Origin of the sequence: Pseudomonas lini, assembly GCF_030812475.1 — a bacterium.
In the GTDB taxonomy this organism is placed as follows: Bacteria; Pseudomonadota; Gammaproteobacteria; order Pseudomonadales; family Pseudomonadaceae; genus Aquipseudomonas; species Aquipseudomonas lini_A.
The window spans coordinates 447,246-461,088 of record NZ_JAUSSR010000003.1 but is presented as its reverse complement, the minus strand read 5'-3'; the positions used below and the strand labels follow the sequence as shown (position 1 = coordinate 461,088).

Below are 13,843 nucleotides of genomic sequence, written 5' to 3'. Positions count from 1 at the left end.
TCAACGCTCGCTGAATCCCCCTACAGCTCGGGGTAAATGTACTGATCGTCTGTTCGGGATTTTCGCTCAATAATCACACTCCACTGTGCTCGATTAAGCGTGAGTAATCCTATGTTCGAAGACGATCTGCGCATCCTGCTGGTAGAAGACCACCCGTTTCAGCTCAGGGCGACCCAGTGCCTGCTCGAGAGCTACGGCTTCACTCAATTGACCCCTGCCGACAGTGCCGAAGGCGCGATGCAACAGATGTTCAGGGCTGCGCAACCCTTCGATATTCTTTTGTGCGATCAATGTCTGCCCGACCTTTCCGGCCTCGAGTTGATCGCGTGCGCCAGTCACCAGGGGTTGATCAGGCAAGCCATACTGCTAAGCAGCCTGGCACCTGCTGAACTGGATGGATTAAAACAACTGGCCAACGAACACCGGCTTCCATTGCTGGGTTGTCTGGTCAAGCCGTTGAAACAATCCGAATTTCTAAATTTGTTGACCCTGGATCGACTATAAAAAAGTTCAAATCACGACACTAGCGTCCCGACCAGAGTACGATCTGCAACTTCTGGAATAGAAGCTCAAACCCTTCTTCTAAACAACTGCCACTGCCACCTTCTCCACAAAAAATCCAGTTGATACGTAGTCCTAATCTCTTTCACTTGTAGGAATCTTCCTATATTGCTGCAGCAGGTCCGTCAGTTCATGCGTCACCTCAACTATCTGAGCTAAGGTGCGCGCTTTATTCGCGCTCGTATGGGATTTGATTATGAACTCCGTTTTTATCGTCGACGATCACCCTGTCATCCGTCTTGCCGTCCGAATGCTGCTCGAACATGAAGGTTACAACGTCGTCGGCGAAACGGATAATGGGGTCGATGCCATGCAGATGATTCGCGAATGCATGCCTGACCTGGTCATTCTCGATATCAGTATTCCCAAACTGGACGGACTGGAAGTTCTCGCTCGCTTCAACCAAATGTGTACGCCGATAAAAACATTGGTACTAACGGCCCAATGCCCAAAACTTTTCGGCATTCGCTGCATGCAGTCCGGCGCCTGCGGCTATGTGTGCAAACAGGAAGAACTGAGTGAACTGGTCAGTGCCATCAAGGCAGTATTGTCTGGTTACAACTATTATCCGAGTCAGGCCCTGAGTCCTGTTCGTGGCGATGATGCGCATTATGCCGACCTGGAATTGTTCAAGGCGGTGAACGATCGCGAACTGATGGTGTTGCAACTTTTTGCCCAAGGCCGTACCAACAAGGAAATAGCCAAAGGCATGTTTCTCAGCAACAAGACGGTCAGTACATATAAAAAACGACTCATGCAAAAACTCAAGGCCAAATCCCTGGTTGAACTCATCGAGATGGCAAAACGTAACGCATTAGTGTGAGAAGCAGGATGCCCGGTTGCCTTAAGGACTATCTGATACTCATGGTCGCTGGTCTGAGCCTGAGCACCTCGGTGCCCGCTGCACAGACCTCCAGCCAAAGTCTCACCCTGCTCAGTCGTTCGTCGGCCGCACACATGGAAGTCCAACTGGATCAATTCCAACGACAATGGATCAAGAACAAGGGTCAACTGGTTCTCGGCACTTCGGCCCCGGATTACCCGCCCTTCGATCTGACCGTCAGCGGTCACGAGTATGAAGGTTACACCGCCGACTATGCCGGCATCCTGGGCGAATCCACCGGTCTGGCCATCAAGGTCCAGCGCTTCGAGTCCCGGGGGGCGGCGATCGAGGCACTCGAAAAGGGCGAGGTCGACCTGCTCGGCACTGCCAATGGGTTTGAAGCTCACAATGCCTTGGACATCGTTCTGTCCGAACCCTACGCCGTGGATCAACCGGTGCTGGTGACCCGGGAGGACGAAAACAGGTCCCTGAGCGATGGCCTCGCCGGTTTGCGGCTGAGCATGGTGTATCACTATTTGCCGCTGGAGGACGTCAGGGCCGTCTACCCCAAGGCAATCATCACCTCCTATCCGTCCTATCAGAATGCGATCAATGCAGTGGCGTTCGACCAGGCTGACGTCTTCCTCGGCGATACGATTTCAACCCACTACATGATCAACAAGGGCTACCTGAACAACATCCGCATGGCCAATTTCGGCAAACACGAAGCCCAGGGCTTCAGCTTTGCCGTGAACAGGAACAATCCCGAACTGCTCGGGATTATCAATGCGATGCTCATCGCCGTGCCCGCCAGCGAAAGAGAAAACATTGCCAAGCGCTGGAGCGCCGGCAGCGACATTCTGCTCACCGATCAAAAACTGCAGCTCAGCGACAACGAAGAACGCTGGCTGGCGCAGCATCCGGTCGTGCGCGTGGTGGTCAACGAGGCGTTTGCACCGCTGACATTTTTCGACAACGACGGCAACTTTCGAGGCATTACCGCAGACCTGCTCGAACTGATCAGGCTGCGTACCGGTTTGCGCTTCGACATCCAGCGCAGCCGCAGCGATGGCGAGATGATCGAGCAGGTCACCACCCGACAAGCCGACCTGATCGCCGCCCTGCTCCCCAGCGCGCAGCGTGAAGCCAGCCTGAGCTTCACCCGTCCCTATCTGCAAAATTCCTTCATCCTGCTGACCCGCAAATCCGCCGGGAGCCCGACTAACCTTGCTCAATTTCAGAACAAACGCCTGGCCATCGCTCAAGGCAATCCCATGGTGGATGACTTGCGCCGCGAGTTCCCGCAAATCAAGCTGATTGAAACAGCGGACACCTTCAGCGCCGCGGAATTGCTGGCCGAAGGCAAGGTACAGGGTGCGGTGAGCTCGCTGGTGGTTGCCAACTACTTCCTGTCATCGCGGATTTTCGAGCACACGCTGCGGATCAGCAGCACCCTGGGAACCCGGCAGGCGGCATTTTCCCTGGCGACCCGTCGGGACGCCCGCGAGCTGAACGCCATCCTCGACAAGGCGCTGCTGAGCATCACGCCGGAAGAACTGGGCATCATCAACAGTCGTTGGCGTGGTTATTCGGCGACCTCGCAAAATCCCTGGCGCAATTACCACCGACTGTTTTTTCAGATCGTCATCGGAGCAGGCGTGCTGCTGCTGATTTCCGTGGCCTGGAACGCTTATATGCGTCGCCAGATAAAGCAACGCAAGGCGGCCGAGCGTGCATTGAACGATCAATTCGAATTCATGCGATCACTGGTCAACGGCACACCGCATCCCATTTATGTGCGTGATCGGCAAGGATTGCTGCAAAGCTGTAATGACAGCTACCTGGAAGCCTTCTGCGCGAAACGTGAAGAGGTCATCGGCAAGAGCGTCATGCAGGGCACCATGAGCAATGCGTTCGAAGCCCGGGAATATCAAGCCGACTACCAGCGGGTCGTGGACGAGGGCATACCGCTGATTCTCGACCGGCCCCTGCACATAGGTGGACGCAGGCTGACGATCTACCACTGGATTATCCCCTACCGCGATTCAAGCGGCGAAGTGCGGGGCATCATCGGCGGCTGGGTCGACATCAGCGAGCGGCGGCAACTGTTCGATGAGCTGCGCTGTGCGAAAGAACGGGCCGATGAAGCCAACCGGGCCAAAAGCACGTTCCTGGCGACCATGAGCCATGAAATCCGCACACCGATGAATGCGGTCATCGGCATGCTGGAACTGACGCTCAAGCGTATCGATCACCAGCACCCGGACCGTCCGGCGATCGATGTAGCGTACAACTCGGCAAAAGATTTGCTCGAATTGATCGGCGACATTCTCGATATCGCGCGGATCGAGTCCGGGCGCCTGAGCCTGAGTCCGGAGCGCGTCAACCCGTGTGAGATCGTGACCTCGGTGATACGGATCTTCGAAGGACTGGCGCGTCAGAAAAATCTTGAATTGCTATTGGAGTTTCACCCTGCCAATCCGCGGGTCGATGTCGTATTGGACCCGTTGCGCTTCAAACAGGTGTTATCCAACCTGGTCAGCAACGCCATCAAGTTCACAGAGCTTGGTCAGGTCAGGGTCAGCGTCGACCTGCAACCCACCGATGAACCCGAGCGCATCCGGATGTTGCTGGATGTTCGGGACACTGGCATCGGCATCAGCGAACAGGATCGGCAACGGCTGTTCGAACCTTTCGCTCAGGCCGATCATTGTGAGCGGTCAAGCAGAGGTGGCGCAGGGCTCGGCCTGGTGATCAGTCGCAGTCTGTGCGAGATGATGGGCGGCAGCCTGCAATTGAGTAGTCAGCCGGGTGTCGGCACTCGGGTCCAGGTGTCGCTGTGCCTGGCAACGCTGCCATGGGAGCAGCGCCCTGAGGCCGTTGAAGCGCCCATCCATGCCACAAGGTCCCCCCTGAACGTCCTGGTGGTCGACGATCATCCGGCCAATCGCTTGCTCATGTGCCAGCAGCTTGAATTTCTTGGGCACCGGTTCAGTGTCGCGGCGGATGGCGAGGCCGGATTCAAGGCCTGGCAAGCACAGACGTTCGACCTGGTGATTGTCGATTGCAACATGCCAATCATGAATGGCTACGAATTGGCACGCGCCATTCGCCGACAGGAGCAACACATGCCAGGCCCGCCCTGTACCGTTCTGGGGTTCACCGCGAACGCCCAGCCGGAAGAGATCCAGCGCTGCAAACAGGCCGGCATGGACGACTGCCTGTTCAAGCCCCTGACGCTGACGGCGTTGAGCCAATGGGTTGAAGGCATCGAGCCCACCGTCCGCGAGCCGGCCTTCAGCCTCAAAGGATTGCACCAGTTGACGGGGGGCAACCCGGTTCTGGAACAGCGACTGTTGACCGAACTGTTCAACAGCAACCGGCTGGATCGACAAGCGCTGCTGGCGTTGACCCCATCCGGGGACCGGCAGTCATTCCTCGATATCGCTCACAAAATCAAGGGCGCGGCCCGAATCGTCCAGGCCTCTCGCCTGATCCACAACTGCGAGGCGCTGGAGAGCGCCTGCCATGAAGCGTTCCATCGCGCCAAAGTCACCGAGTGCAGCAATGCCGTGGAGAGCGCCATGCTCGAACTGGAGCAGGCGCTGCAACAGCAACTGCCACAAAAAGACAACAGCACAATGAAAGAGGCTTAACCCTTGATGATCAGCAGTCAGTCAGGCGCAGGAAAATCGCCGCCAGTTGTTCGATACCGGCTTGATCTTCAGCGGTAAACCGGGAGAGCTTCGGGCTGTCGAGGTCCAGCACGCCGATCAACCGACCGTTTTTGACCAGCGGCACGACCAGCTCGCTATTGGACGCGCTGTCACAGGCGATATGCCCCGGGAACGCGTGCACGTCTTCGACCAATTGGGTTTTCAAGGTCGCCGCCGCCGTCCCGCACACACCGCGACCGAATGGAATGCGTACGCAGGCGATCTGGCCTTGAAACGGGCCCAGCACCAGCTCCTCATTGCGGTTGAGGTAAAATCCGGCCCAGTTCAAATCATCGAGCTGGTTGTACAGGAACGCCGAAAACTGCGCCGCGTTGGCAATGAAATCCCGCTCATCCGCCAGCAATGATTCCAGCTGCGCCCACAACATGCCGTAGCCTTCGAGACCCTGGCCGCTTTTGTGTAAATCGATCATGCCTTGTGCTCCAACAGCTTGAGCCCGACCCAATAACGGGCAAATTGATAGGCGCATCGTCCGTTGCGATTGCCCCGGCCCGTAGCCCAGCGCACGGCAAGAATGTCCAGCTCTTCATTGCGCTGCCACTCGAGGCCGGCCTTGTCGGCCAGTTGACCGATCCAGTGTTCAACGACGTTGAGGAAGTGCTCCTGGGTAAACGGATAGAACGACAGCCACAAGCCAAAACGGTCCGACAAGGCGATCTTGTCTTCCACCGCCTCGCTGGGATGGAGTTCACCGTCGACCCTTTTCCAGTTTTGGTTATCGCTTTCTTTTTCCGGTACCAGGTGCCGACGATTGGAGGTCGCGTAGAGCAGCACGTTGTCCGGCGCCTGCTCGAGAGAACCGTCGAGTACACTTTTGAGCACGCGATAATCACCCTCGCCCGACTCGAACGACAGATCATCGCAAAACAGCACGAAGCGCTGGGGCAGTTTGGCGATCTGTTCGACAATGCGTGGCAAGTCTGCCAGGTGATCGCGTTCGATCTCGATCAGCCGCAGCCCTGCCTGGGCGTGTTCGGCCAGCAAGGCGCGCACCAGGGACGATTTGCCGGTGCCACGCGAGCCCCATAGCAAGGCGTGGTTGGCCGGCATGCCGTCGAGGAATTGTTGGGTATTGCGTCCCAATTGTTCCACTTGCCGGTCGACGCCGATCAGGTCGGACAAACGCGTGTCGAGGCTGACTTGCAGCGGCAACAGAAAACCGCTGCGCCCTTCGCGTTGCCAGCGGGCGGCCAGGCAGTGTGTCCAGTCGATGGTTTGCCGGGGTGCGGGCAGCAGCGGTTCGATACGGGCCAGCACGGCATCGGCGCGTTCAAGAAAAGCATTCAATCGGGAATCCACGTCTTCTCCTCGGACACGTTCAAAGTAATGGTGCGTTACAGCGACCCAACACAGTACGATGTCCTGTTTAACCCAGGAACAAGGGTTGCGCGGGACCATCGGGATCCATGCATGATCGACTATGCTTGAGCAGCGAAGGGAAACGGAAGTGGTTCAACACCCCATGGATATCAAGTTCACCAACCGGCTGTCCTACAAGCAAGCCCGACTGACCGTGCTGGTCGGTTTCATCCTGGGCACGCTGCTCAGTCTGCTGCAAATAGGCATCGATTATGCCAGTGAAGACGCGTCCATCAACCGCGAAATCCAGTCATTGCTGGAAATCAGTCATAACCCCGCTTCGCGCATCGCCTACAACATCGACGCCGAACTCGCCCAGGAACTGACCCTGGGCCTGCTGCGCTCGCCCGCCATCATCGGCGCGCAATTGACCGACAACAACGGCACGGTGCTGGCCAAAGTCAAACGCCCTGGCCTGCAAAGCGGGTATCGGCTGATCAGCGACTTCCTGTTTGGCGCCAACCGTCACTTCGAAGACCGACTGTACCTGGATCATTTACCCTCCGAATCCCTCGGCACCTTGCGCCTGGACGTCGACACCTATTCATTTGGCAGCCGGTTCCTGCGGCGGGCCGAAGTGACCCTGCTCAACGGCTTCGCCCGGAGCCTGCTGCTGACCGGCATTCTGCTTGCACTGTTCTATGTGATGCTGACCAAACCCCTGGTACGGGTGATCCGTGAACTCAGCGGCCGTGATCCGCGCAGTGTCGAACCGACGTCGCTGGAGTGCCCCGCCGGTCACGAAAACGACGAGATCGGCGTGCTGGTCAAAGTCGCCAACCAGCAATTCGAAAACATCGCCACCGAAATCCACCAGCGACGCAATGCCGAAAACCGTCTGACCGACTACCTCGGACAACTGGAAAACATCGTGTCGGCGCGGACCGCGGAACTCAAGGCCATCAACACCCGGCTCAGTCAATCCAACCAGGAACTGGAAGTCGCCCGCAGCACTGCCCTGGACATGGCCGAAGCGCGCTCGGCGTTCCTGGCCAACATGAGCCACGAAATCCGTACCCCACTCAACGGACTGCTGGGGATGATCGCGCTCTCACTGGACGGGCCGCTCAATGCCGAGCAACAACAACAGCTGTCCATTGCCCACGACTCGGGCAAAGTGCTGGTGGAATTGCTCAACGATATACTTGACCTGTCGAAATTCGACGCGGGCCAGCTTGAGCTCGAACACATTCCATTCGATCTCGGCTCGCTGATCGAAGACACCGCCAACCTGCTGTCGCAGAACGCGGCACCGAGCGTCGAACTGACCTGCCTGATCGATCCGCACTTTCCGGCGCTGGTGCTCGGTGACCCTACGCGGGTCCGGCAGATTGTCAGCAACCTGTTGTCCAACGCCCTCAAGTTCACCCGCTTCGGGCGGGTCGATGTGCGCCTGTCCACGTTCGGGGACGGCGTCAGAATCGAGGTCTGCGACACCGGCATCGGTATTGCCCAGGACGCCCAGGTCAAGATCTTCCAGCCCTTCACCCAGGCGGGTGCCGGCATTACCCGGCAATTTGGCGGTACCGGCCTGGGCCTGGCATTGACCTACAACCTCTGCGAAGCCATGCAAGGACGCCTCACCATCAGCTCCGAAGCCGGTTTCGGCAGTCAGTTCTGCGCCGACCTGCCGCTGCCTTGCCACACCCGCGCCCTGACGCCGGCAAAGTTAACGGGCAAGGTCATCGCGATCACCGCCGCCAGCAGCGGCCTGGCGGAACTGCTCAAGAGCCTGTTGCCGGGTTGGGGCCTGGAGTATCAGCAACGATCGATGGACGACTCGTTGATCGGACTCGACCCGGATGTGGTCATCACCGACTGCCCCGAATGCCTGTTCGGCCTGCGGCCTACCTGCCCTGCTCCGATTTTGCTGGTAACCGCCTATGGCAGTTTCCTGCCCAGCAAAGAAGCCAGCGCCCTGGCGCCCTTGCAGCAACAGGCGCGGCCTCTGGCGCGTAATGCGCTGTATCAGACACTGCGTCGGGTGCTGCAGCCGGACATCAGCATCATCAGCGATGCCCGGCTCGATAATCTTTCACCTTTGCGACGCGGACGGGTGCTGCTGGTGGAGGACAATCCGGTCAATCAACTGGTGGCCAAGGGCATGCTTGGCAAACTTGGCTGCGAGGTGATCGTCGCCGCGCACGGTGGCGAAGCGCTGGATCAACTCGAGCACGGTGAGTTCGATCTGGTGCTTATGGACTGCAACATGCCGGTGATGGACGGTTACGAAGCCAGCCGGCAAATCCGGCGCAGCGGGCGCTGGCCACAGCTGCCCATTGTCGCCCTGACCGCCAATGCGATGTCCGAAGAACGCGAACGCTGCCGTGCAGCGGGCATGAGCGACTACCTGGCCAAACCGTTCCGCCGCGAAGAGCTGGCCGCCCTGCTGGACTTGTGGATGCCGGCTACGACAGTGCCTTGATCTGGCCCAACAGATGATCGAGACCTTCACGCAGATCATTCAGGCGATCCAGATCGACACCACTGTCGCACAACAGACGCGCCTTGAGCGGCCCCACCCGGGCGCGCAACGCCTTGCCATGGGGTGACAGGCTCAGGTGCACTTCACGCTCATCCCGCGCCGAACGCTGACGCTGCACCAGTTGCAACTGCTCAAGCCGCTTGAGCAGCGGTGTCAACGTGCCGGAATCCAGCGCCAGGCGTTCGCCCAACGCCTTGACCGTCGGCTGCTCCGGGGTCGCTTCCTGCCACTCCCACAACACCAGCATCGCCAGGTATTGCGGGTAGGTCAGGCCGAGCTGATCGAGCATCGGCTTATAAGCGCGGATGACCGCCCGGGACGCGGCATACAACTTGAAGCAGAGCTGACTGTCGAGCTTCAGGGAATCGACGGACAAGGTAGTCATTTGAGCAGGGCTTCGATCTCGCGGCTCAGGTCCTGCGGCTTGGTCGCCGGCGCAAAGCGCTTGACCAGCTGCCCGTCCTTGCCGATCAGGAACTTGGTGAAGTTCCACTTGATGCCTTGGGAACCCAGTACGCCCGGTGCGCGCTTTTTCAATTGCACGAACAGTGGATGGGCGTCGGTGCCATTGACTTCGATCTTTTTGAACAGCGGGAAGCTGACGCCGTAGTTCAACTCGCAGAACTCGGTAATCGACCCTTCGTTACCCGGCTCTTGCTTGCCGAACTGGTTGCAGGGAAAGCCGAGCACCACCAGGCCTTGATCCTTGTAGGTCTGCCACAGTTCTTCCAGCCCTTTGTATTGCGGAGTGAAGCCGCATTTGCTCGCGGTGTTGACCACCAGTACGGCTTTGCCGGCGTAATCCGCCAGGGTCTTTTGCTCGCCCTTGATGGTGGTGCAGGGGATGCTCAGCAGGTTGTCGCTCATGATCTGGACTCTGAAGGTAGGCAGGTTGTATAAAGATAGCGAGCAATTGAATTGTGTGCAATTTAATAAATCGATTGTTGGTGTCTGTCAGGTACATCCGGATCTTCCATACTGGACTCGATTCCTGTGGGAGCGAGCTTGCTCGCGATGGCGTCTGTATGGTTGGCGCATTCGTTTGATCGTGCACATATCCATTTTTGCGGTAACGGCCACTTAGGGCTTCGCCCTTACGGCGAGTCACTGGGAAGAGCCCCAAGTAACCAAGGGCTTTTGCCCCTGTCGTTCGGTGCCTCGCTAGTGCTCGGCATGCCCTCTTCGCCGGCAAGCCGGTCTCGCTCCCACAGTGGTCAAGGGCGTTATGCAGATTGGGTTCAGCCCCGCCGATCCAGCACATTCACCACCAGCCGATCCACCCACCCCCACACCCTCTGCTTCACCCGCCGCCATAACGGCCGGCGTTGCCACGACTCGAGGCTGACCTCCTGGCTCAGGGCAAAGTCCTTCTCGAAACTCGCCGCCACCGCACGTGTCAGCCCTGCATCCAGCGCTTCAAGGTTGGCTTCCAGGTTGAAACGCAGGTTCCAGTGATCGAAGTTGCACGAGCCGATGCTCACCCAATCGTCGACCAGCACCATTTTCAGGTGCAGGAAACACGGCTGGTATTCGAAGATCTTCACCCCGGACTTGAGCAATCGCGGGTAGTAGCGATGCCCGGCGTAGCGCACCGATGGGTGATCGGTGCGCGGCCCGGTCAGCAGCAGGCGCACGTCGATGCCGCGGGCGGCCGCCCGGCGAAGTGAGCGACGGACTTTCCAGGTTGGCAAGAAATACGGGGTGGCCAGCCAGATCCGCCGCTGGCCACTGTTCAGTGCGCGAATCAGCGATTGCAGGATGTCCCGGTGTTGACGGGCATCGGCATACGCGACCCGGCCCATGCCCTCGCCCATGGCCGGCACGCGCGGCAGACGCGGCAAGCCGAAGTTCGATGCCGGTTTCCAGGCACGGCGATGGCGGTTGGCAATCCACTGACGATCGAACAGCAACTGCCAGTCAATGACCAGCGGGCCGCTGATTTCCACCATCACTTCGTGCCATTCGCTGGTGTCTTCACCCGGTGTCCAGAATTCATCGGTCACGCCTGTGCCGCCGACCACCGCCAGACACTGGTCGACCAGCAACAGCTTGCGGTGATCGCGATAGAAATTGCCCACCCAGCGGCGCCAGCTCAGGCGATTGTAGAATCGCAGTTCGACACCCGCCGTTATCAGCCGCTGTCGCATGGTCAGCGTGAACGCCAGACTGCCGTAATCATCGAACAGGCAACGTACCCGCACACCGCGCTCAGCGGCCTGGACCAACGCCTGGACCATGGCCTCGGCACAGGCGCCAGCTTCCACCAGGTACAGCTCCAGCTCTACCTGTTCTTCGGCGCGGGCAATCGCGACCAGCATCCGCGGAAAAAACTGCGGGCCGTCGACCAGCAGTTCAAAAGCATTGCCTTCACGCCAGGGGAAAATTGCACCGGCCATGTCAGCGCGCCGTGAAAATCAGTACCGCACCCACTGGCACCGACAGACTGATGGCCGACAACCCGGCGACCTTGCGCAAGCTTTCCAGGCCAGGTGCCAGGTCGAAATCTTCGGCGTTGATCACCAGCGGCTCGAGGGTCACGACCTGAAAGCGTCGATCATCAAGGCGGGTCGCCAGCAGTTCGGCGTTGTACTGGTGTTGCTTGCCATGCAGGTCGACCGTCAACGGCAATCGCAATTCCAGTTGCGCACCGGGCGCGAGGTCGTTGATCGGGCGCAGATCGATTTGCGTGGTGATCAACGCTTCGGGGAATGTCTGGATCTGGAACAGCTCCTTGCGCATGCGTTCGTCGCGCAAGGGGATGCCGCTGTTCACCGATTCCAGTTCCACTTCCACCTCGGCAAGGCCCGTGGGGCTGACCTTGCCGTGCAGTACCAGAAAACGTTGCACTTCGGAGATGTTGGTGTTTTTGGTGCTGATGAACGACAGCCGCGAGGACTCGCCGTCCAGGTACCAATTGGCCTGGGCTGACAATGCAGTGCCGGCCAGCAGCAGGAAGGCGAGGGTTTTGAAGAGGGGGCGGTTGAACATAGAGACTCATGGGCAGATAAACCTGAGCGAACCTTAACTGGCCGTGGGCTCATTGCAAACCGTGAAGATCAAAAGATCGCACCGGTAGGAGCCGGCTTGCTGGCGATAGCGATCTCTCGGGCGCCATCGCCAGCAAGCCGGCTCCTGAAAAGAGCGACCCATCAGGGATTCAGGCGGCAGCCTTGGTGTTCGCCGAGCCATTGCGCGCTATTACTGCGCCCCATGCCGCTGACCGTCACGCGCTTGCTCGCCGCGTCATCGGTGAACCCGCTGACGGGCAACCACTGCTTCACGTAACCGTGGCAATACTCGACATCGTTAGCCATCACGTAACGGCATGAGCAATATTCCTTGGCGGTGTAGGCGCTGATGATGTCCGGGAAGGCCCACAGCGCCACCCGCTCCTGCCAGCCCCAGGCGAACAAGACGATCAACAGGACCCACAACAACGTGTAGAACGGTCGGCGACGAACAAAACCGTGGCGGTTCATGGCTGCACCTTCGCGACAAAGGCCTCGAGCGCGAACTTGAGCAATTCGTTGTGTCGATAGCTGCCGTCGCGATCATCGCCGTAGCGCACGATCACCAAATGTTCGCCGGGAATCACATACATCGCCTGCCCCCAATGGCCAAGGGCGGCGAACGTGTCGCCGGGGGCGTCGGGCCAGGGGGTTGCGCCACCCTCTATCGAGCGATTGAGCCACCAATGGCCGCCTGGCACTGCTTCGTCCTGATGGGCCTGATAGCCGGCGAAAGGTTCGCGGTTAAAGGCAACCCAGGCTTTGGGCAAAACTTGTCGATCGATCCAGCGTCCGTCGCGGGCCATCAACAGGCCGATCCGTGCCAGGTCCCGGGCGGTGAGGTAGGCATAGGACGAGGCGACGAAGGTGCCGCTGGCGTCAGTTTCCCAGACCGCGCGGTCAATCCCCAAAGGCTCGAACAGTGCGGTCCACGGGTAGTCCGGATACCGGGTCGGACCGACGATGGTTTTCAACGCCGCCGACAGCAGATTGGTATCACCACTGGAATAACGGAAGGCCTGGCCGGGCCGGGCATAGTTGTCGTGGCCAGCGGTGAACGCGGCGATATCCCGGTGACCTCGGGTGTAGAGCATGGCCACCACCGACGACTTCAACGGTGCGTATTCATAGTCTTCCTGCCAGTCCAGCCCCGACGCCCAGTGCAGCAGATCGGCCAGGGTCATGGCGGGATGCCTGTGCAGCGGCGGATAGAACTTCGACACCGGATCCTGCAGGTTGAACAGGCCCTCGCCATAAGCCACGCCGAAGACCGTGGCCATCAGGCTTTTGCTGATGGACCAGGTCAGGTGCGGGGTATTGGCGGTGGTTGGGCCGGCGTAGCGTTCGTAGATCAATTGACCGTCGCGGATCACCAGCAAGGCATCGGTGCGGATGCCTTGGCGGGTGTTGTCGTCGCGGGGTGGAAAGGCGTAAGCCTCCAGGGCTTGAAGCGCCGGGCCGGTGACTGCGGGGCCGGTCGCCCATTGAGCGCCAGGCCAGTTTTCGGCGTGCGCCGGGAGGCTGAGCAGCAGCAGGAAAAGCAGGGGCAAGCCTTTGAACATGGTGGGGGCTCGGGGGGATTGGCCCTGCTGAGGTTAGTGGAGCTTGATGACAGTTTTGGAATTTGCGGCGCCCATGAGGCCTTCGCTGGCAAGCCAGCTCCTACACGGGTTTCGTGTTGCTCACAGATCCCCTGTAGGAGCTGGCTTGCCAGCGAAGAGGCTCCTTGCAGGCTGTCATATAAGCATCACCAAAGCTTCATGGCGATGACACCGGGGCTACATAGCCTGACTTTGCACAACACGGCTGCATAAAGAAAGTCGATCGGCTGCTACCCACGACGGGTGAACAGCCCGTACGGAGACTCGCA

The 13,843-nt window shown here is 59.1% G+C and carries 12 protein-coding genes; 4 read left to right on the top strand and 8 right to left on the bottom strand.

Annotation, left to right across the window (positions count from 1 at the left end):
• Positions 1–111 precede the first annotated feature (111 nt).
• The 3 genes from J2W17_RS08530 (at position 112) to J2W17_RS08520 (ending at position 5,040) form a co-directional block, all read left to right on the top strand.
• The gene (locus tag J2W17_RS08530; protein ID WP_307332199.1) at positions 112–504 is read left to right on the top strand and encodes a response regulator; all 393 of its coding nucleotides are present in this window, start codon (positions 112–114) and stop codon (positions 502–504) included.
• Between the two features lie 253 nt (positions 505–757).
• The gene (locus tag J2W17_RS08525) at positions 758–1,384 is read left to right on the top strand and encodes a response regulator transcription factor (RefSeq protein ID WP_307332197.1); all 627 of its coding nucleotides are present in this window, start codon (positions 758–760) and stop codon (positions 1,382–1,384) included.
• Between the two features lie 8 nt (positions 1,385–1,392).
• The gene (locus J2W17_RS08520; protein ID WP_307332195.1) at positions 1,393–5,040 is read left to right on the top strand and encodes a transporter substrate-binding domain-containing protein; all 3,648 of its coding nucleotides are present in this window, start codon (positions 1,393–1,395) and stop codon (positions 5,038–5,040) included.
• A 10-nt stretch (positions 5,041–5,050) separates the two neighbouring features.
• Here J2W17_RS08520 and J2W17_RS08515 read toward each other — a convergent pair whose 3' ends face one another.
• Both J2W17_RS08515 and J2W17_RS08510 read right to left on the bottom strand, forming a co-directional pair.
• Positions 5,051–5,533, bottom strand: coding sequence for a GAF domain-containing protein (locus J2W17_RS08515; RefSeq protein ID WP_307332191.1), 483 nt, complete (start codon positions 5,531–5,533; stop codon positions 5,051–5,053).
• On the bottom strand, positions 5,530–6,420 hold the full coding sequence (locus J2W17_RS08510; protein WP_307332188.1) for an ATP-binding protein: 891 nt from the start codon (positions 6,418–6,420) through the stop codon (positions 5,530–5,532). The genes J2W17_RS08515 and J2W17_RS08510 overlap by 4 nt, the downstream gene beginning before the upstream one ends.
• Positions 6,421–6,583: 163 nt before the next feature.
• On the opposite strand from J2W17_RS08510, the gene J2W17_RS08505 reads away from it, so the two are divergent.
• Positions 6,584–8,905: a hybrid sensor histidine kinase/response regulator gene (locus J2W17_RS08505; RefSeq protein WP_307332185.1), complete on the top strand. Its 2,322-nt coding sequence runs from the start codon at positions 6,584–6,586 to the stop codon at positions 8,903–8,905.
• Here J2W17_RS08505 and J2W17_RS08500 read toward each other — a convergent pair.
• From J2W17_RS08500 to J2W17_RS08475, 6 genes are all read right to left on the bottom strand, one after another.
• Entirely contained in the window at positions 8,889–9,350 is a 462-nt protein-coding gene (locus J2W17_RS08500) for a MarR family winged helix-turn-helix transcriptional regulator (RefSeq protein WP_307332183.1), read from the bottom strand. The genes J2W17_RS08505 and J2W17_RS08500 overlap by 17 nt on opposite strands.
• The gene (locus J2W17_RS08495) at positions 9,347–9,832 is read right to left on the bottom strand and encodes a glutathione peroxidase (RefSeq protein ID WP_307332180.1); all 486 of its coding nucleotides are present in this window, start codon (positions 9,830–9,832) and stop codon (positions 9,347–9,349) included. Before J2W17_RS08495 ends, J2W17_RS08500 begins: the two co-directional genes overlap by 4 nt.
• Before the next feature lie 371 nt (positions 9,833–10,203).
• Positions 10,204–11,361: a phospholipase D-like domain-containing protein gene (locus J2W17_RS08490; protein WP_307332177.1), complete on the bottom strand. Its 1,158-nt coding sequence runs from the start codon at positions 11,359–11,361 to the stop codon at positions 10,204–10,206.
• Between the two features lies 1 nt (position 11,362).
• A complete protein-coding gene (locus J2W17_RS08485) occupies positions 11,363–11,953 on the bottom strand; it encodes a YceI family protein (protein ID WP_307332175.1) in 591 nt (196 codons plus the stop codon).
• Between the two features lie 161 nt (positions 11,954–12,114).
• The gene (locus J2W17_RS08480) at positions 12,115–12,444 is read right to left on the bottom strand and encodes an amidase (protein ID WP_307332172.1); all 330 of its coding nucleotides are present in this window, start codon (positions 12,442–12,444) and stop codon (positions 12,115–12,117) included.
• Positions 12,441–13,535 carry a serine hydrolase domain-containing protein gene (locus tag J2W17_RS08475; RefSeq protein ID WP_307332169.1) on the bottom strand — a complete coding sequence of 365 codons (1,095 nt, stop codon included), beginning with the start codon at positions 13,533–13,535 and terminating at the stop codon, positions 12,441–12,443. Before J2W17_RS08475 ends, J2W17_RS08480 begins: the two co-directional genes overlap by 4 nt.
• Positions 13,536–13,843 lie beyond the last annotated feature (308 nt).

Bases quoted from the DNA above. Each gene is read 5' to 3' on its own strand.
- J2W17_RS08530 (WP_307332199.1), top strand. From the start codon at position 112: ATGTTCGAAGACGATCTGCGCATCCTGCTGGTAGAAGACCACCCGTTT.
- J2W17_RS08525 (WP_307332197.1), top strand. From the start codon at position 758: ATGAACTCCGTTTTTATCGTCGACGATCACCCTGTCATCCGTCTTGCC.
- J2W17_RS08520 (WP_307332195.1), top strand. From the start codon at position 1,393: ATGCCCGGTTGCCTTAAGGACTATCTGATACTCATGGTCGCTGGTCTG.
- J2W17_RS08515 (WP_307332191.1), bottom strand. From the start codon at position 5,533: ATGATCGATTTACACAAAAGCGGCCAGGGTCTCGAAGGCTACGGCATG.
- J2W17_RS08505 (WP_307332185.1), top strand. From the start codon at position 6,584: ATGGATATCAAGTTCACCAACCGGCTGTCCTACAAGCAAGCCCGACTG.
- J2W17_RS08500 (WP_307332183.1), bottom strand. From the start codon at position 9,350: ATGACTACCTTGTCCGTCGATTCCCTGAAGCTCGACAGTCAGCTCTGC.
- J2W17_RS08495 (WP_307332180.1), bottom strand. From the start codon at position 9,832: ATGAGCGACAACCTGCTGAGCATCCCCTGCACCACCATCAAGGGCGAG.
- J2W17_RS08490 (WP_307332177.1), bottom strand. From the start codon at position 11,361: ATGGCCGGTGCAATTTTCCCCTGGCGTGAAGGCAATGCTTTTGAACTG.
- J2W17_RS08485 (WP_307332175.1), bottom strand. From the start codon at position 11,953: ATGTTCAACCGCCCCCTCTTCAAAACCCTCGCCTTCCTGCTGCTGGCC.
- J2W17_RS08480 (WP_307332172.1), bottom strand. From the start codon at position 12,444: ATGAACCGCCACGGTTTTGTTCGTCGCCGACCGTTCTACACGTTGTTG.
- J2W17_RS08475 (WP_307332169.1), bottom strand. From the start codon at position 13,535: ATGTTCAAAGGCTTGCCCCTGCTTTTCCTGCTGCTGCTCAGCCTCCCG.